Source organism: uncultured Ruminococcus sp., from assembly GCA_902785355.1.
Classification (GTDB): Bacteria; Bacillota; Clostridia; order Oscillospirales; family Acutalibacteraceae; genus Ruminococcoides.
Window position 1 is genome coordinate 44,739 of sequence record CACZYF010000009.1, and the last position, 17,703, is coordinate 62,441.

At 54.9% G+C, this 17,703-nt stretch carries 17 protein-coding genes; 7 read left to right on the forward strand and 10 right to left on the reverse strand.

The features are described 5' to 3' along the window. The first annotated feature begins 4 nt into the window (after positions 1-4). From R2I50_RS03290 to R2I50_RS03320, 7 genes are all read left to right on the forward strand, one after another. The gene (locus R2I50_RS03290; RefSeq protein WP_316607683.1) at positions 5-1,288 is read left to right on the forward strand and encodes a galactokinase family protein; all 1,284 of its coding nucleotides are present in this window, start codon (positions 5-7) and stop codon (positions 1,286-1,288) included. Positions 1,289-1,320: 32 nt separating this feature from the next. Then, positions 1,321-2,262, forward strand: coding sequence for a carbohydrate kinase (locus R2I50_RS03295; protein WP_316607684.1), 942 nt, complete (start codon positions 1,321-1,323; stop codon positions 2,260-2,262). Between the two features lies 1 nt (position 2,263). Beyond that, a complete protein-coding gene (locus tag R2I50_RS03300; protein ID WP_316607685.1) occupies positions 2,264-4,117 on the forward strand; it encodes an alpha-amylase family glycosyl hydrolase in 1,854 nt (617 codons plus the stop codon). A gap of 66 nt (positions 4,118-4,183) precedes the next feature. After that, positions 4,184-6,130 (forward strand): BMP family ABC transporter substrate-binding protein, encoded by a 1,947-nt coding sequence (locus R2I50_RS03305; RefSeq protein WP_316607686.1) that lies wholly within the window; start codon positions 4,184-4,186, stop codon positions 6,128-6,130. Next, entirely contained in the window at positions 6,127-6,720 is a 594-nt protein-coding gene (locus R2I50_RS03310) for a metallophosphoesterase (protein ID WP_316607687.1), read from the forward strand. The genes R2I50_RS03305 and R2I50_RS03310 overlap by 4 nt, the downstream gene beginning before the upstream one ends. Positions 6,721-6,724: 4 nt before the next feature. Further along, complete coding sequence (locus R2I50_RS03315; protein ID WP_316607688.1) at positions 6,725-7,384, forward strand: hypothetical protein; 660 nt, start codon at positions 6,725-6,727, stop codon at positions 7,382-7,384. Beyond that, positions 7,377-7,931: a sugar O-acetyltransferase gene (locus tag R2I50_RS03320; protein WP_316607689.1), complete on the forward strand. Its 555-nt coding sequence runs from the start codon at positions 7,377-7,379 to the stop codon at positions 7,929-7,931. The genes R2I50_RS03315 and R2I50_RS03320 overlap by 8 nt, the downstream gene beginning before the upstream one ends. A 100-nt stretch (positions 7,932-8,031) precedes the next feature. On the opposite strand, the gene R2I50_RS03325 is transcribed toward R2I50_RS03320, so the two are convergent. The 10 genes from R2I50_RS03325 to R2I50_RS03370 all read right to left on the reverse strand — a co-directional run bounded on the left by R2I50_RS03325 (position 8,032) and on the right by R2I50_RS03370 (position 17,648). Next, positions 8,032-9,156 (reverse strand): ABC transporter permease, encoded by a 1,125-nt coding sequence (locus tag R2I50_RS03325; protein ID WP_316607690.1) that lies wholly within the window; start codon positions 9,154-9,156, stop codon positions 8,032-8,034. Next, on the reverse strand, positions 9,153-10,397 hold the full coding sequence (locus R2I50_RS03330) for an ABC transporter permease (RefSeq protein WP_316607691.1): 1,245 nt from the start codon (positions 10,395-10,397) through the stop codon (positions 9,153-9,155). The genes R2I50_RS03325 and R2I50_RS03330 overlap by 4 nt, the downstream gene beginning before the upstream one ends. Beyond that, positions 10,394-11,062, reverse strand: a complete 669-nt coding sequence (locus R2I50_RS03335; protein ID WP_316607692.1) for an ABC transporter ATP-binding protein — start codon at positions 11,060-11,062, stop codon at positions 10,394-10,396. The genes R2I50_RS03330 and R2I50_RS03335 overlap by 4 nt, the downstream gene beginning before the upstream one ends. A 123-nt stretch (positions 11,063-11,185) precedes the next feature. Further along, positions 11,186-13,078 (reverse strand): zinc-ribbon domain-containing protein, encoded by a 1,893-nt coding sequence (locus tag R2I50_RS03340; protein WP_316607693.1) that lies wholly within the window; start codon positions 13,076-13,078, stop codon positions 11,186-11,188. Positions 13,079-13,238: 160 nt separating this feature from the next. Further along, complete coding sequence (locus tag R2I50_RS03345) at positions 13,239-15,224, reverse strand: SpoIIE family protein phosphatase (RefSeq protein WP_316607694.1); 1,986 nt, start codon at positions 15,222-15,224, stop codon at positions 13,239-13,241. A 6-nt stretch (positions 15,225-15,230) separates the two neighbouring features. After that, positions 15,231-15,530, reverse strand: coding sequence for an STAS domain-containing protein (locus R2I50_RS03350; protein WP_316607695.1), 300 nt, complete (start codon positions 15,528-15,530; stop codon positions 15,231-15,233). Positions 15,531-15,564: 34 nt separating this feature from the next. Next, on the reverse strand, positions 15,565-16,308 hold the full coding sequence (locus R2I50_RS03355) for a Nif3-like dinuclear metal center hexameric protein (protein WP_316607696.1): 744 nt from the start codon (positions 16,306-16,308) through the stop codon (positions 15,565-15,567). Continuing rightward, complete coding sequence (locus tag R2I50_RS03360) at positions 16,295-16,957, reverse strand: class I SAM-dependent methyltransferase (RefSeq protein ID WP_316607697.1); 663 nt, start codon at positions 16,955-16,957, stop codon at positions 16,295-16,297. Before R2I50_RS03360 ends, R2I50_RS03355 begins: the two co-directional genes overlap by 14 nt. After that, complete coding sequence (locus R2I50_RS03365; RefSeq protein WP_316607698.1) at positions 16,957-17,151, reverse strand: DUF1858 domain-containing protein; 195 nt, start codon at positions 17,149-17,151, stop codon at positions 16,957-16,959. The genes R2I50_RS03360 and R2I50_RS03365 overlap by 1 nt, the downstream gene beginning before the upstream one ends. Positions 17,152-17,351: 200 nt before the next feature. Next, a complete protein-coding gene (locus R2I50_RS03370) occupies positions 17,352-17,648 on the reverse strand; it encodes a zinc-ribbon domain containing protein (RefSeq protein ID WP_316607700.1) in 297 nt (98 codons plus the stop codon). Positions 17,649-17,703 lie beyond the last annotated feature (55 nt).

Sequence of the window (17,703 nt, forward strand, 5' to 3'; positions counted from 1 at the left end):
TATCATGAGACCCCTGGAATTAATTGAAAGATTAGAAAACAGAGAATATACCGATGAATTAAAGCTGCTGTACGGCGCGGATGAAAAGGCGCTGTACCCCCAGCGCAAGCGCTATATTGAGGCGATCCGCGCGTTTATGGAGTTCTTCCCCGAGCGGGATGACGTGCATATTTTCTCCGCACCCGGCCGATCGGAGATCGGCGGCAACCACACTGACCACCAGCACGGCTGTGCGCTGGCGGCGGCAGTGAACCTCGACGCGGTAGCGGTCGTCGCCTTCCGTGAGGACGGAATCATCCGCCTGCAGTCGCAAGGCTACGGTATGAGCGAGGTCGACCTCTCCGATCTCAGCGTCCACGAGGAGGAGAAGGGTAAGTCGATCGGTATCATCCGCGGTATCGCGGCGCGCTTTGCACAGATGGGCGTGAAGATCGGCGGCTTCGACGCTTATACGATCTCCGACGTCCTCAGCGGCAGCGGCCTGTCGTCCTCGGCGGCGTTCGAGACCCTGCTCGGTACCATTATCGACGTTCGTTACAACGACTGCAAGGCGGGAGAGATCGAGATCGCCAAGATCGGTCAGTATGCAGAGAACGTCTACTTCGGCAAGGGCAGCGGTCTGCTCGACCAGATGGTCTGCTCCGTCGGCGGCTTCGTATTCATCGACTTCAACGATACCGAGAACCCGAAGGTTGAGAAGCATGATTTCGACTTTGAGAAAGCAGGCTATAGCCTGTGTATCACCGATACCAAGGGCAGCCACAGCGACCTGACCGACGACTATGTCGCCGTACCCTCCGAGATGAAGAGCGTCGCGGCGTATTTCGGCAAGGAATATTTGCGTCAGGTGGACGATAAGGCGTTCTTCGCCGCTGTACCTCAGCTTCACGGCAAGGTCAGCGACCGCGCCATCCTGCGTGCGATCCATTTCTTCGGAGAGAACAGCCGCGCGATCTATGAGGCGGACGCACTGGAGCGCGGCGACCTGGAGCGCTTCTTCACCCTGTACCGTCAGTCGGCGGCGTCCTCCGCGAACCTGCTCCAGAACCTCTACTCGACCTCCAAGCCCCTCGAGCAGGGCATCCCGCTGGCGATCGCCGTCAGCCGCTTGATCCTCGGCGAATACGGCGCCGTCCGCGTACATGGCGGCGGGTTTGCGGGTACGATCCAGGCGTTTGTCCCCGTTGACAAAACAGAAGAATATAAGAATAAGATGGACGCCCTCTTCGGCGACGGCAGCTGCTATGTTCTGCGTATCCGTCCCGTCGGCGGTATCCAGGTCGTCTAATAGATTATTTGACAGTAAATGAGGTGGACGAGATGTTTGATATTACCGCGATCGGCGAGATACTGATCGATTTGACCCAGACAGGCGTATCGGAGGGCGGGATCCCCGTCTATACCTCCTTTCCCGGCGGCGCTCCCGCGAACGTCGCGGTAGCTGCGTCGAAGCTGGGCGCGAAAACCGCCTTCATCGGCAAGGTCGGCGACGACGCTTTCGGTCGGCTTCTGGTCGATACCGTGAAGGAGAATAACGTATGCACCGACGGCATGATCGTTTCAAAGACCGCCAACACCACCCTCGCGGTGGTTTCGGTCGACGGCAGCGGCGAGCGTAATTTTGCCTTCTACCGCCGCGGCTTCGCCGATACCCTGCTCAGTGAGGATGAGATCTCCGACGAGCTGTTGAAGAATACCCGCTTCCTGCATTTCGGCTCCGTCAGCCTGACGGACGAGCCGTCCCGCTCGGCTACCTTATCTTCGGCGCAAAGAGCGAAGGAGAGCGCGACGATCACCTACGACCCCAACTACCGTGAGAGCCTTTGGCGCGACCGCGACGAGGCGATCGAGATGATGAAGCGCCCCCTGCCGATGGTGGATATCCTCAAGATCTCCGACGAGGAGCTGCCGCTTCTGACCGATACCGATGACGCGGAGAAGGGAACAAAAATGCTCCGCGACACCTACGGCATCAGCCTGATCCTGCTGACGCTCGGCGCAAAGGGCGCTTACTACTGCATGGGTGATATCACAGGTATGTGCGAGGGCTTCAAGGTCAAGGTCGCCGATACAAACGGCGCGGGCGACACCTTCTTCGGCGCATTCCTCAGCGGCATGGCGCGACTCGGCAAGTATAAGCCCTGTGAGCTCAGCGAAGATGAGCTCAGGGAGCTTGTGATCTTCTCGAATAAAGCGGCTTCGCTGACGACCTCGCGCCACGGCGCAATCCCCGCGATGCCTACCCTCAGTGAAATGATGTGATATGATGAAACCGTCCGCAAAATGGGATAAAGAATTCACCTCGCGATTCCAAAAGCATTTTGACGAGCTGAAATGGCTCTACTGCGAGGTTTACAATAATGATATCGGCGCTTTCTCCTGGCTGTGCAACTCGCTTTATGAGTATTATCAAAAGCGCGGCGCATCGCTGAAAAAGCTCGACAGAGCGCGTGAGAAAACGCCCTTCTGGTACAGCACGAACGACCTCGTCGGCATGATGCTGTATGTCGATAACTTCGCCGATAACCTCAAGGGGCTGAAAAGCAGGCTCGATTATATTAAGGAGAGCGGTGTCAATTATCTGCACCTGATGCCCCTCTTGAAGAGCCCGAAGGATCGCGGCGACGGCGGTTATGCCGTAGCGGATTTCCGCAGAGTCCAGCCCGAGCTCGGTACGATGAAGGATCTCGAGTCGCTGACTGCCGAATGTCATAAGAACGGGATCAGCGTATGTCTCGACTTCGTGATGAACCATACCAGCGAGGATCATGCATGGGCGAAGGCGGCGCGTGCCGGCGATGAAGAGGCGAGGAAGCGCTATTTCTTCTTCGATAACTGGGATATCCCCTTTGAGTTTGAGCGTACCGTGCCGCAGGTGTTCCCGACCACCGCGCCGGGCAACTTCACCTATCTGCCCGACTGCGACAAGGTCGTCATGACCACCTTCTATCCCTACCAGTGGGATCTGAACTACGGCAACTGCGTCGTGTTCAACGATATGGTGCTCAACATGCTGTCTCTGTGCAATCGCGGTATCGACATCATCCGACTGGACGCTGTGCCGTATATCTGGAAGGAGCTCGGCACTAACTGCCGCAACCTGCCGCGGGTTCATACCCTCGTGCGCATGATGCGCATCATCACCGAGATCGTCTGTCCCTCGGTACTGCTGCTCGGCGAGGTTGTGATGGAGCCCTCCAAGGTCGCGCCTTACTTCGGTACGCCCGATAAGCCCGAGTGCCACATGCTCTATAACGTCACCACCATGGCGAGCACCTGGCATACCGTCGCGACCCGCGACGTGCGCCTGCTGGAGCGCCAGATGAAGCAGCTCACTTATCTGCCGAAGGACTATGTGTTCCTTAACTATCTGCGCTGTCATGACGACATCGGCTGGGGACTGGACTATGAATATCTGAGCGAATTAGGTATGAGCGAGGTTGCGCATAAGCGATTTTTAAACGATTATTTCACCGGCAAGTTCGAGGGCAGTCCCTCGCGCGGCGAACTGTATAACGATGACGAAAGCCTTGGTGACGCGCGGCTTTGCGGCACTGCCGCGAGCCTGTGCGGTATCGAATCCGCGCTTGATTCCGATGACAGGGAGCGTCTGGATACAGCGGTCAACTGCGATATCATGCTCCACGCCTATATGCTGACCCAGAGCGGCATCCCCGTCATCTACAGCGGCGACGAGGTCGGTCAGCTCAACGATCTGACCTATCACGACGATCCCGATAAACAAGCCGACAGCCGCTATCTGCACCGCGGAAGGTTCGATTGGAAGCTCGCCGAGAAGCGCAGCGACCCTGAATCGGTACAGGGTAGGATCTATCAAGCCCTGTTACAGCTCGAGAAGCTCCGCAGAGAGCATCCGGTCTTTACCGCGGCGGCAGGCTTCAGCGTGCTGAATACCGCGAACGACCATGTGCTGGGTATCAGAAGAGAGTATGAGGGTCAGCGCCTCTGTTCTTACTTCAATTTCAGCGAACAGCCGCAGAATGTGTACTTTGATACCATCCTGACCGGAAGGGATCTGGTGACCGGCGAGGAGTTCAGCGGCTTGACGACAGAACTGAAGCCCTACGGCTTTTTATGGATACTGATTGACGAGTAACTCAAAGCTCCTCTGCTTTTGCAAAGGAGCTTTTTATCCACAAACGCAAAACCCTTAGGAGTAACCATGCAACAGGATTATTATGATTATAAAGAAGCGTTGAAGCTTGGACAAAAAGAGTATAAAGCCCGTATCGCAAAGGGCGAGAGTCCGTACCTGCCGGCACTCGACGGGATCATTCCGCCCGAGAAGTCACTCGGCGGCAGTCACCTCGGCGTGATCCAAATACCTGTTTTCTTCATCGAAGGCACCAAGACTGCGGGACGCCTCAACGCCTTTGCCGCGAACTTCATGCCGCTGCTGGATGAGAGTACCGAGTTCGCCGATAAGTGGGAGTCGCTCTACCGCTCCCACCTGAGCGAAGGGATCCGCGACCCGATCAAGGTGTATGAATACCTGAACCGCTATTACGTTGAGGAGGGCAATAAGCGCGTCAGTGTGCTGAAATACTGCAATGCCTACAGCGTGCCCGCCGACGTCATCCGCGTGATGCCCGAACCGAGCGACGATGAAAAGGTGCAGCTGTATTACGAGTTTGTCGAGTTCAACCGCTTCACGAAGATCAACTTCATCGAGATGTCGACCCGCGGCGGTTACCGCGAGCTGCTCTCGGCGATGGGCAAGCCCTTCGACGAATACTGGTCGGTCGAGGAACAGCGGCGTTTTTCGAGCGCGTATTACTACTTTGAGCAGGCATACGTCCACAGCGGCGGCGATAAGCTCAAGACCACCGTCGGCGACGCGATGCTCCGGTATATCCGGATATACGGCTACACCGAGCTCCAGCATTCGGGGGAAGCCGAGATCAAGATGAACCTCAAGAAGATGTGGGAGGAGATCGCTCTCAGCGAGGAGAACGAGGCGATCGAGCTTAAATCCGCTCCTGCCGAGAAGAAGAAGCCCTCCGTCATCGAGCGCGTTTTCGAGCGCAAGCCCGCTTTCCTCAAGGCGGCGTTCGTCTACGATATGCGACCCGAGCGCTCGGGCTGGGTCACCGACCACGAGTTGGGTCGCCGTCACGCACAGACCGCCCTCGGCGGCAAGGTGGACACATCCGTTTATATCGAAGAGGACGAGAGGAACTTCGCGACTGTGATCGAACGCGCGATCGCGGACGGCAACAAGCTGATCATCACTGTTTCGCCGCGTATGCTGCAGGCGAGCCTGAAGGCGGCGATCCATCATCCCGACGCGGTTATCATGAACTGCTCGCTGAATACCTCGCACCGTTATGTGCGCTCCTATTATCCGCGCATGTATGAGGTGAAGTTCATCCTCGGCTTGCTGGCGGGCTCGCTGACCCAGAGCGGAAGGCTCGGCTACGTCTGCGACTATCCGATCTACGGTCAGATCGCGGGAATCAACGCCTTCGCCCTCGGTGCGCAGATGGCGAATCCCCGCGCTAAGGTGTTCCTCGAATGGTCGTCCGTCAAGGGCGCGAAGGAGGCGGCGCTTTCGTTGAACCGTAACCATATCCACATCATCTCGTCCCAGGATACCGCGCGTTATATGGGCGACGACCGCCACAGCTTCGGTCTGTCGCACATCGGTCACGACAAAACAGACCTGCTCGCGGTGCCTGTCTGGAAGTGGGGCGTTTACTACGAACGCATCCTACGCGGAATGCTCGAGAGTATTCTCCAGAGCGAGTATGAGGGCAGCAGCCGTGCGCTGAACTACTACTGGGGTATGTCCGCCGGCGTTGTCGATATCGAATACGCCCCCGCTCTGCCGCTCGCGTCCCGGCGTTATGCCGATTTCTTCCGCGAGAGCCTGATCCACGGCGTCGGCACGCCGTTTCTCACCCCGTTCTATATACAGAGCGGTGAGATCATTGGCTCGCGTCAACGTGAGCTGACGCTCGAGCAGATCATACGTATGGATTACCTCGTTGATAACGTCGTCGGTTCGATCCCCTCCTACGACGAGCTTACCCCGATCGGTCGGGAGACGGTCAAGATGATGGGGGTCCCGCAGGCGAAGCCTGCTGTCAAAAAGGAGCGCAACTCATGAAGATCCTCGCTGTCGCTGATGTAAAAGCCGACCGCTTCTACGAATATTACAAGCCCGGAAAGCTCGATGAATTTGATCTGATACTCTCTTGCGGAGACCTCAGACCCGAGTATTTGGAGTTTCTGGTGACGATGGCGCGATGTCCGCTGGTATATGTCCACGGCAACCACGACGACAGCTACGGCCGCGATCCGCAGGGATGTATCTGCGCGGATGATATGATCGTCGATATCGGCGGTCTGCGTATCCTCGGACTCGGCGGCGCGAACCGCTATCGCGACGGGGCATATATGTACACCGAGCGTGAGATGGCGCGGCGGATCCGCAAGCTGTGGTATCCGCTGCATAAGCACAAGGGCTTTGATATTCTTCTGACCCATGCTCCCGCGAGACATCTCAACGACTTTGAGACCATCCCGCACCGCGGCTTCGAGTGTTTCAACAGTCTGATGGAGCGCTATGAGCCGATGTATTTTATCCACGGTCATATCCATCGCAACTACGGCGTGGATATCCCGCAAATATGCGAAAAAGGCGCCACCACGGTGGTGAACGCCTATGAATACTGTATTATAGATACCGATAGGTGATAACATGAATCAATTGGTAAAACGAATCATCATGAGCGTTATGGGCGTCGTGATCTGTGGAATCAGCGTCGGCATGTTTAAGTTCGCGGCTCTTGGTATTGACCCGTTCCAGTCGCTGATGAGCGGGCTGGACGCTATCATCCCGATCCGTTTCGGGACGCTGTACGTTATCGTAAACGCAATCCTACTGCTTTTTGCGCTGATCTTTGACCGTAGGAAGATCGGTATCGCGACCCTCATCAACCTGTTTCTGCTCGGTTATATCGTTGAGTTCTCACAAGGAATGTGTGAGCAGCTGATGCCTTCTGCTCCGCTCTGGCTGCGTATCGTAATTCTGTTGATCGCGATCGTGATCCTGTGCCTATCCTCGGCGCTGTACTTCACCGCTGACCTCGGCGTATCGACCTACGACGCGGTCGCGCTCGTCTGGTCACAGCGACAGAATAAGATCAAGTTCGCTTACTGCCGCGTGATCTGCGATTTCGTCTGTGTGGCGATCGGTATCGCGCTGTGCCTGATCTCGGGTATGACGTTCGGGGAGGTCTTCGGCGTCGTCGGCGTCGGTACGATCATCACGGCGTTCTTCATGGGTCCGCTGATCAGTTTTTTCAACGTCCGTGTCGCACAGCCGATCCTTAACGGAAGGAAGAGAAAAGATGACTGAATATGAGAAGATGGTGCGGGGCGAGGTCTACGACCCCTGCGTCGAGGAGATCATGAGCGAGCAGATGCCCTATCAGGATAAGCTATGGGCGTTCAATCAGCTCCGACCCTCCGATATTGAGAAAAAACAGGCATATATGCACGAGGTCTTTGCCGAGTGCGGAGAAGGCTGTTATATCGAACTTCCCTTCCACGCGAACTGGGGCGGTCATCACGTCCATTTCGGCGAGGGCGTCTACGCAAACTCCAACCTGACGCTGGTTGACGACGGTCATATCTATGTCGGCGACCGGGTCATGATCGGCCCGAACGTCACCATCGCGACCGCAAACCATCCCTTTGATCACGAACAGCGGCGCAGAGGATTACAGTACAACCGCGACGTCTATATCGGAGAGAATGTCTGGATCGGCGCCGGGGCGATCATCGTCCCCGGAGTGCATATCGGTAAGAACACCGTCATCGGCGCGGGGAGTATCGTGACCAAGGATATCCCCGATAATGTTCTCGCGGTCGGTAATCCCTGCCGTGTGATCCGTAATTTATAGAGAAACACCGCATCACTTACGGCGTTTAGCCGAGTGATGCGGTGTATCGTTTATACTTATACTTAGTATTAATCCTTTCCGATGATATAGATGGTTTAACTCAATATTCATCAGTGTTTAGTATCAGAACAAGATCGGTCAATGCGACGACTGAGAAGTATCCGAGTCCGTACCACAGGTACGCGGAGTTGTAAGCGGCCTGTAAGTAGTAGTACAGCGGTGTGATAACGCGCAGGGGATAAACGAACGGCAGGTTGAACAGGATCGGGTTGACGACGATCACCGTTACAATAATAAGCGGAGCTGCCGCCGCGATCCTACCCGCCTTGCGCAGTATAAGACCGATCAGGATAACGAAGCCCGCACAGTTCAGGCAGTATATTGCCATCGAGAGGATCTCCCGCAGGGGAGAGGTCGCGTTGCCCGATAGATAAAGCGACAGAAGCACCACCAAAGCGACATCGACGATGCCTGTCAGGTGGTAGCAGAGCTCAAAGAGCGGAAGCGTCCGTTTGTTGATACGGGCGAAAAGCTTCTGCTCCCTGTCTCTGACGCGGAACATCACCATCGCAAAGCCCGACAGCAGTATTGCCGCCGCAAGAATTCCGCGGATGGGAAGCATCAGGTAGGAAGCATCGTTATCGCCCGCATATTCGCCCGAAGCGTAGCGAAACTCGAACAGCTCGCCGCTGTTGATCACGCTGTCAAAGTACCGGCGCAGTTTTGTCCCATCGTAATTCGGAGAGACGTTTTTCGCATATGCCTGCTTGAGGATGGAGAAGCTTGTGTCGGATGATAACGTTGCGGCGAGCTTCTCACGCGCCAGCTTCAGCGCGATCGTGTCCTCGCGCTCGATGATTCGGATGCAGGCGGGGCTTTTGTCTCCGCTGACAAAGCGGTCGATACGTCCGAGAATATCGTCGCAGAAGATCCATGCGCCGTCAACCTCACCGTAGCGCACCCGATCCTCCGCTTCTTCTGTGCCAGTGCATCGTGCGCAGTGTACGATCCCCGAGCTCTCGCAAAGCTCGTCTATCATACGTGTGACGGAAGGATCGGCGGGATCCTCTGCCGCTAATGCGATCTTGACGAAGCCTTCGGTGTGAGAGGTCACGGCGTTGAGTGCGGCGATCAGTACGGGAACGGCGCACAGGATCATGATAAAGACAGGCTTTTTCAGCAGACGTTTATTCAAAAGATACCAACGGGTCAAAAAGCGTTTCATGCGCCGCCTCCTTCTCGTTTGATACGTACGCGGCGTATCAGCACGCTCAACAACAGGAACAGGAAGAAATAGGCTGCAAGGATGACGAAGGTTTTCAGCGAAGGAACGCCCGCGAGCAGCTCATCAAGCCACAGCCGACAGTACCAAGCAGGCAGCCATGCCGCCGCGTCCTGCACCTGACGGGGGAAGAAATATGCGGGATAAACGCAGCCGCTGATATAACCCAGTCCCATCGCGCAGAAGAACTGGAGCAGCGCTCCCGAGACCATCCCGCCCGCCGCTTCATACAGGAAGAACTGCATCGCAGCGATAGTGATCAGGGGGATTATGATTCCCGGGAACAGGCGGGTGAAGTTGTATTGTTCTAAAAGCGGGATCGAAGGCAGAAAGCGCGCTGCTGCTGTAAACACAACGGCAGGGATGGTGAGGATCGACGTCATGAACAGCAGATAGGCTGCGTATTCGCCGAGTATTTGGGCGACAGCGCCCGTTCCCTTGGAGAAGAGTACACGGCTGAGCGGCGTGCTGCGGGCGGCAAAGATCGTACAGCAGGTGATTCCCCAAAGCATCAGCAGAAGCACTGTCATTCCGCAGATCAAAGGGTCGTCGATCGCGTCGGCACCGCTTGTACCGACCTCGACGATCTCATATGCGCCCTCACGGTTCAGAATTGCGCCGAGCTCCTCGAGGGCGACGGCGTTACCTTGATCGTATGCTTTATCAGGCGGTACGCCGTTATCCAGCGCGGCGCGGTGATAGCCGTAGACCGCCTTCTGTGAGTTTGCTACGATCTCAGTCACGGTTTTCATAAGTTCCTCGGTGATCCGTGTACCGAAATCCGCCGCGCCCGAAGATGTGACGCAGGTGATCTTCTGCATGTTTCCGCTGATCGCCTCGGAGATGAAATTATCGGGCATCACAATGTATGCCACCAGCTCTCCGCGCCTGAGCTTTTCGGCGGCAAAAGCTTCATCCGATATTGTCTCGACCGCGATCGAAAAGCGTGAAGAATCCAGATTCTGTAAAGCGTTGATCGCCATGCCGAGGTAGGAATCCTCCGTGTCGCCGACGATACCGATATTGATCAGCGAGTTTTTCTCATCTGATTCGGAATCGGCAAACATCCCGTAAAACGCCATGCCGAGAGCTCCCAGTAAAAGCGCGCTGAGAACGATAACGGTAGGTGTCAGCTTGAAGAATCGTTTGAGCTGTAAGCGAAAGTATTTTATCGCGCGGTTCATAGGGCTTGTACCAGACGCGCAACGTCGCCGTCGTAGGCGTAGTCGTGCAGTATGCCGCCGCGCATGATCTTATACTCGTCACAGATCGAGAGTTCCATCGGATCGTGTGAGATCAATACCAATGTACCGCCGCGGCTCTTGTAATCGCTCAGGTAGCGGAGAATGCGTTCCTTACACTCGATATCCAGCGCGGCGCAGGGCTCGTCGAGTAGGAGCACGGGCGGACGGGTTTGCATGGCGCATCCGATGGAGAGACGCTTCTTCATACCGCCCGACATCTTGGATACGGGCGTTTTCAGAAAATCGCCGATCCCGAGCAGATCGAGTACGCCCTCGTTCAGCTCGCGTTCGATCTCTGCCTTGGCATACCACAGCAGAAGGTTGTCACGGGCGGACAGCTCTTCGATCAGAGGTGTGCCTTGAGGAACGTAGCCGATGTTGCGGCGCAGTTCGGCGGGTCGGCTGAACAGCGGATGACCGTCAATCAGCAGTTCGCCGCTGTCGCATCTTTGCACGCCTGCGAGGATCGACAGCAGGGTTGATTTACCGCAGCCGTTCTTGCCGAGGATGGCGACGCATCTGCCCGCTTCGACCGAGAAGGTGATCCCGTTGAGCACATGGTTTTTTCCGTATGATTTTTTGATGTTTCTAATTTCTGTTAACATGGTTCTTAATTCTTTGGCCGTTTGAGATTGCCTATTGACAAACGGTCACTACATAACAGTATTATAATTGAAAAAGATCAGGCGGCAGGGATTTCTGCCGCCTGATCTGCGGTTATCGTTGGGTTATCTCGATCCGATAAGCGAACCGAAGATGTTCTGGATAAAGCTTGCGGGAGCGCCTGCGTCGGTGAGACGTTTTACCAGCTCTGTGGTATCAATGGTGCTTGACCATTCGGAAATATCGACAGTAGTTACGTTAGTGTCGAAGGAGAGCTGCTCGGGCTTCGATTTGGAGATCGTCGCAGTGACAAAGGACTGACTTGCTACATTCACGTCGACAGCAACCTTGCCCTTGGAGAACTCAAGCTTCAAAGCAGCGGTAGCAAGAATAGGGGAAAGGGAGGAGTTATGCGTTACGCCGTCCCATGCGTCCTTGGTAAGAGAGAGCTCGACCGTACCGGTGAATTCCTTTTGATTGAAGTCGGTCAGCTTGATGTTGGCATAGTTTGTTTCTTCGGCGATGATCCGGAAGTCGCCGCTGATAACAGATCCTTTAATGGTACCGGAACCGGTGAGGAAGGTCTCGCCGTCTACGGCCGCCTGCGCACCGAAGCTGTTGCCCTTGATCGCGAAGATCACGGAGATCTCCCTGTCTTCCTGAGGTAAGGAAACCTTGACACCGGTGATCTTGTCGTGGGAGACATATTCGGTCAGGATCAGCACGGCGTTATCGGTCGCGGTTGCTTCCTGATCGGTTATCTGTTTAATCGAGTTGTTAAGCTCATCTTTAAAGTTGGTATAAAAATCCTCAAAGCTGTCAAAGCCTGCGCCGGAACTGGGAGCCAGTACGGGATACACCTGCTCTAAGAAGGCTTTAAGGTCGGTATCCTCCAGTGCGGCGGTGAGTACCTTCTTACCGATAGCGAGCGCCTGACGCTCGGATACGGTAGCGGTATAGACCGTGACTTTCTCGGTTATGCCCTCGGCGGTAACGTCTTCGCTGGTTTTCTTGACGTCGTCGATCGAGTCTACCGTCATCGCAAAGTACTTTTCGATCAGGCCGGTTGCTTTTTCTTTATCGATACCCGATATACCCATGATTGAGGTGTTGATCGCGTTCAGATCGATTTTTCCGTAGCTTTTTGTCAGACCCTCCAGTCCGATCAAAGAGGTATTGGTTTTGCTGTCGATCAGCATATCCAGACAGGCGATCTCGGTATTGTTGAGAGTGAGACGGAACCTGGTCGCCTGAGCGCCATCCTTGGAGTCGGTCGTCTCTGTGATCTTGGCGTCCTTCAGCCACGAGATGTCGACGCCTTGATCCTTAGCTAAATCGGCTAGGAACTGACCGGGTACAACATCCAGCTCGACAGAGCCGTTGCTTTCTTGGACGAAATCTGCGTTGCTGAGACTGGCAAGCGCTTCGTGAACGGTGCTTTTCTCCAGGCTGTGCATCCTATCCTTGTCGGACATGAACAGCTTCGGGAGAAACAGAACTGCCAGCACAATGACAAGAATAACAGCCGCAGCGATCGCGCCGATGATTAACGGCTTCTTGCCGGACTTTTTCGGCTGTGCCGGTTGGTAACCGTACTGTGGAGCAAAGCTCTGTTGCCGGGGATCGATCGGCTGTTGATAGGGCTGCTGTGGATTGACGGTCGGTTGCTGAGGAGCATATGTCTGTTGCTGCGACACGTAAGGCTGCGGCGGCGCATAAGATTGAGGCGCGTCATAGTCGCTCAACACCTGAGTCTCCTCGGAGCCGTACATGCTCTGCGGCGCGTCATAGTCGCTCAGTACCTGAGTCTCCTCGGATTCGTACATATTCTGCGGCGCATCATAACCGCCGAGAACTTGGGTTTCCTCCGATTCATATAGATGATCCGGGTTATTTGTTTTTTCCGTTATGTCGGACTGCTGCATGGTTTCGGTCGGCGAATAATCTGTCGGTGCTCCGCAATTATCGCAGAAGCGCTGTCCGTCAGGCATTTGATGCCCGCATTTTCCGCAAAACATAAGTTTACCTCCGTGAATTATTATTGTGAAACGGTTGAGCCGTTTACCGATAATCCTATTATACAGGGAGTTGATGGGCTTTTCAATAGAAAACCTTGTTATTTATATAACGAACTCTTGCGTCGAAACGGCGGTTTCGACGCAATCGGATTTATGTTGATTATCGCTTTTCGGAGGAGATAAGCGATTTTCGGATCGTCAGTTTATTCTTTCCGTCGCTGTATTCATAGGAATAGCCGTCGCACAGCTGCATGGTCAGATATCGTCCCAAGCCGCCTATCGCCTGATCGTGATTGTATTTATCGATCGAAATGACTTCACGTGTTGGATCGAAGGGCTTTCCGCTGTCGATGAAGGTCAGCGTCGCCTCGTCGCCTGCGTCGATGATGACCTGTACGCTGCCTTCGTCCTCATAGGCATAGGAGCAGATGTTGATGAAGATCTCCTCGCTGATCAGCTCCAGATTCATCCTCATCTCCTCGGATAAATCGGGGATCTGAGCGATCGTATCATAGATCGTGCTCAGCAATTCTGCCCGGGAGGTCAGGTTCAGCTCGCGGTGAAAAGCACCGGATTTGGAGCGAAAGACCAGCATGGTGATATCGTCGCTCCTGGCAGCGTCGCCGACAAAGTCTTTCAGCTGCGCCAGCACCTGCTTCATGATATCGACGCCTTCCGCTGACAGACATCCGCGCAGCACATCCTCCAGCGCCTCTGTTCCGAAGAGCGCCTCGTCTGAATTGCCCGCCTCGTTTACGCCGTCGGTATATAGGAACAGACCGTCGCCGTCTTTGAAGTCAGCGGTCGCTTCCTCATAGCATTCGTCGTCAAAGACGCCTGCCGCCATACCGTGCGCCTGCGTGAGCGGAATGAGGGTATCGGAGAGGATGTAGGGGATGTTGTGGCCGGCGTTGGAGTAGATCAGCTTCTTAGAGTCGGGGTCATAGATCGCGACAAAGGTCGTGATGAACAGCCCGTTGGGGTTTTGTGCGGCGAGGGTCTTGTTGTACTCGGTGAGGATCTTTGCAGGCGAGTAGCCCAGTTGAGCGTACATGTGTAGGAGAGTGACAGCTCGGGACATGAACAGTGCCGCAGAGATACCCTTACCGGATACGTCGGCAACCGTCAGAAATACCCTGCCGTCGTCGAGTACCAGATAATCGTACAGATCGCCGCCGACCTCTTTAGCGACGAGCATACAGGCGTCGATGGTGAAGCCGTTGCCGTCACAGTGAGGCGGGCTTAACAGTCCCTGCTGGATGTTGCCCGCAATATCGAGCTCCGCGCGCCGCTTGTGCTTTTCCTGATTGAGCGCGGTAATGTTACTCAGATAGCTGTCGATATTCTGAGCCATCGTGTTGAACGAGCGCGATATCTCGGCAAATTCTCCCTTACCCTTGATTTCCAAAGGCTTGAAGCCCTTGCTGTAATCCTCGACAAAGCTGCTTATACGCTCGTTGATCTTTCTGGCGGGCTTTGCCGCATTATGGTTGAGGATCAGGGAAAAGATGAGGACGATCAGGATAGCGAGGATCAGCGTTAGGCCGACGACCGAGATAAAGCTGCGCGCAAAAGAGAACATGACGTCCGAGATGTTGACTTCTACGCCGACCAACAGGTTTCTGTTCGTCGGTACGACCCTTCCTGTGTCGTTGTCGAGAAGCTCGTCAAGCTGAGAATAATAGATCAGCGTATCTCCGTAGCGGTTGACCTCGTGACGGATCGCGTGCTCTGTATCACCGTTCAAAGCGGCAAGCTTTTCCTTGTATATCTCACCTTTGATGGTGACGCCCGGATAGCGTTGCTGGTAGGCGACTTCTGTCGTATTATCGCCGAAGCCTACGGCGAGGTAGGTCTCGGTACTCTTATCGAGATCGATCTCCTCGATATAGGCATAAGCGAGGTTCGCCTCCCGACAGTATTCCTCCAGCGTATAGGATAGATAGGAGGTAGAGTCCGGATTGTCATAATTATAGTATCTGCCCAGCTCCACCAGAGTGTGGGAATGATTTTTGATACTGTTAAGGTTACGTTCAAGGTTCAAATCATAGATGACCTTGAACGCCATAGCCATCGTCGCGAGCTCTGCGACCAGTACCGCAATCAGGATGAACAGCGTGATCCTGCGAAAGACAGAATGCTTCATACGCTGTTAATCTTCGATATTCAGCCTTTTTTGAAAGCCGGTCAGGCTGATGATGGTTTTCACGCTGCTGCTCAGCCCCCTAAGCACCAAGCCTTCCTTCGACGCCATTTCACGGTGAGCCGCGACGATGACGCGGATGCCGGCGGAGGAAACATAGTTTACGCCTGACAAATCGAGAATCAGCTTATTGCAGGAGGGGATTTGTTCGGCGATCGCCTGAGAGAGCTCGGCAGAGGTCAGAGAGTCGATGCGTCCCTCGATGGTCATGGTGCAGATTTTGTCGTTATTATCGGTCGTTACAGTCATGTCAATTTGCTCCTTTTTTCTGTATTTGCATGTATCAGATCGCGTCATAAGGGCAGACGCAGCTATTGCCGATGATAAATCTCGTATCGGGAAAACGCTTGGTAAAAAGCGCTGTCAGCGGTTTTATCACCACATCCTCGGTGGAAAAGTGTCCCGCGTCAAAGGCAGCGATCCCGTGGGCTGCCGCCCACAGGTATTGGTGATGCTTCATTTCGCCCGTGACAAAGGCGTCAAAGCCGTATCGTGCCGCGAGCTCTACGCCCTCTCCGCCGCCGCCGGAGGATACCGCGACGCGGTGAACCGTCCCGCCGGTAAAGCGAACGTCGGGCGCATTGAGGCGCTCCTTGATCAGCGCGGCGTATTCGGCGGCGGTATAGGCGGCGTCTGTGTCGCCGATCAGCAGATAGTCGTCGGGATACAGAACGGTATTCTTCAGTCCGAGCGCTTTTCCCAGGGCAGTATTCACGCCCTGCTCCGCACGGTCGAGATTCGTGTGCAGGCACAAGGCGGCGATATCGTTTTTTACAAGTGCGTAAACAGCGCTGTCGGGCGTCAGCGTTTTCAGGGGATCAAAGATGACGGGATGGTGGCTGACGATCAGTTTACAGTCCTTTTCTCGCGCCTCTTCAACAACAGCGGGAGTGATATCCAGCGCTGTCAGCACGCGGCAGACCTCCGTATCGCCTGAGCCGACCAGCAGTCCGACGTTGTCCCATTCGCCTGCCGTTTCATAGGGCGCGAGCTCCTTTGTATATGCGATGATGTCATTGATCTTCATGGATAGTTTCCTCAATTCGTCGGATGGTCGGCAGAAGGGAAGAGTCACCCTTGCTGCGGTTACACAGGTTGTTTAGACTGCGCTCGAGAAAGCCGCGGCTCAGCGGATCGCCGGGGTCGAGTCTGCCGACGATGCAGTCGAACAGGTCGGCGGTCTTTCCCGCTCCGTCACAGCGAGCGCACAGCACGGTGTAATACTTGCCCTCGTCGCATACTGCCTTCTGACGTAGGATATTAAAGCCGTTTTCATACAGCCATTTCACAAGATCCTCGTGGTGGGTCATCGGTTGAAGGACGAGCTGCTTTGAGCTGTTCCTGACCCATGGAGCCGCCGCGAGGATATCGCGGATCAGCTCGCCGCCCATACCGGCGATCACGATATCGTCGGCTTCATCCTCACGCACTTTATTAAGTCCGTCGGACAGGCGGGTCACGATACGCCCGGAAAGATGATATTTCACGATGTTTTCCTCAGCCGAGCGCAGGGGGAGAGGGTTGATGTCGCACGCCAGCGCCGAGGGGATCTTACCGGTCAGGCACAGGTGTATGGGCAGGTAGCCGTGGTCGGTGCCGATATCCGCAAGGCGGCTGCCCTCGCGTACCATTTCCGCGCACAAGGACAGCCGCCCGTAGGGTCTGAGTATTTGCATTATGCGCCGGTCGCTTTATTCAGCGCGGCTACCAGCGCGTCGGGATCGGCGCCGTGTACCATGCAGGCTTCCTCGATGCTCTCTCCGCGGGAGGCGGGGCAGCCGAGGCAGTGCATACCCATCTGCAGAAAGAGGGGAGCGGTAGCGGGGAACTTGTCCAGAACATCGCCGATAATAGCGTCTTTAGTGATCATAATAAATACCTCCGTTTATGAATGTCGTAAAAATGTTGTTGCGAGGGAATCATCCCGAGGCAATCTCAACCGATCCGGTTGCATCTATACACCGCAAGTATATCATACTCCGCGCCAAAATACAATAGCTCAGGGTACGGATATTTTATTGACAACAGAAAAACAGCGCCCCTTCGGGCGCTGTAAGCAATTATACTTTATTACTCAGCTTGTGCTGCTTCTTCTGCTTCTTTTCTCTTAGCAAAACATTCGCTGCAATAGTAATCCTTGCCTTCCATCGGCTTAAATGGGATATGTGCTTCGCCGCCACAGTCCGCACACACGGTCGTGTGCATTTCGCGATTTGCCCTGATTGCATTCTTGCGAGCGATACGGCAGTCCTTGCAGCGTTGAGGCTCATTTACAAAACCTTTCTCTGCATAGAACTCCTGCTCGCCGGCTGCGAATACGAATTCGTTTCCACAGTCCTTGCAACGGAGAATCTTGTCTTCGTACATAGCGTGTACCTCACTTTTTGGTATATATTTTACCCCGCGGCGGAGTTGCACCGTC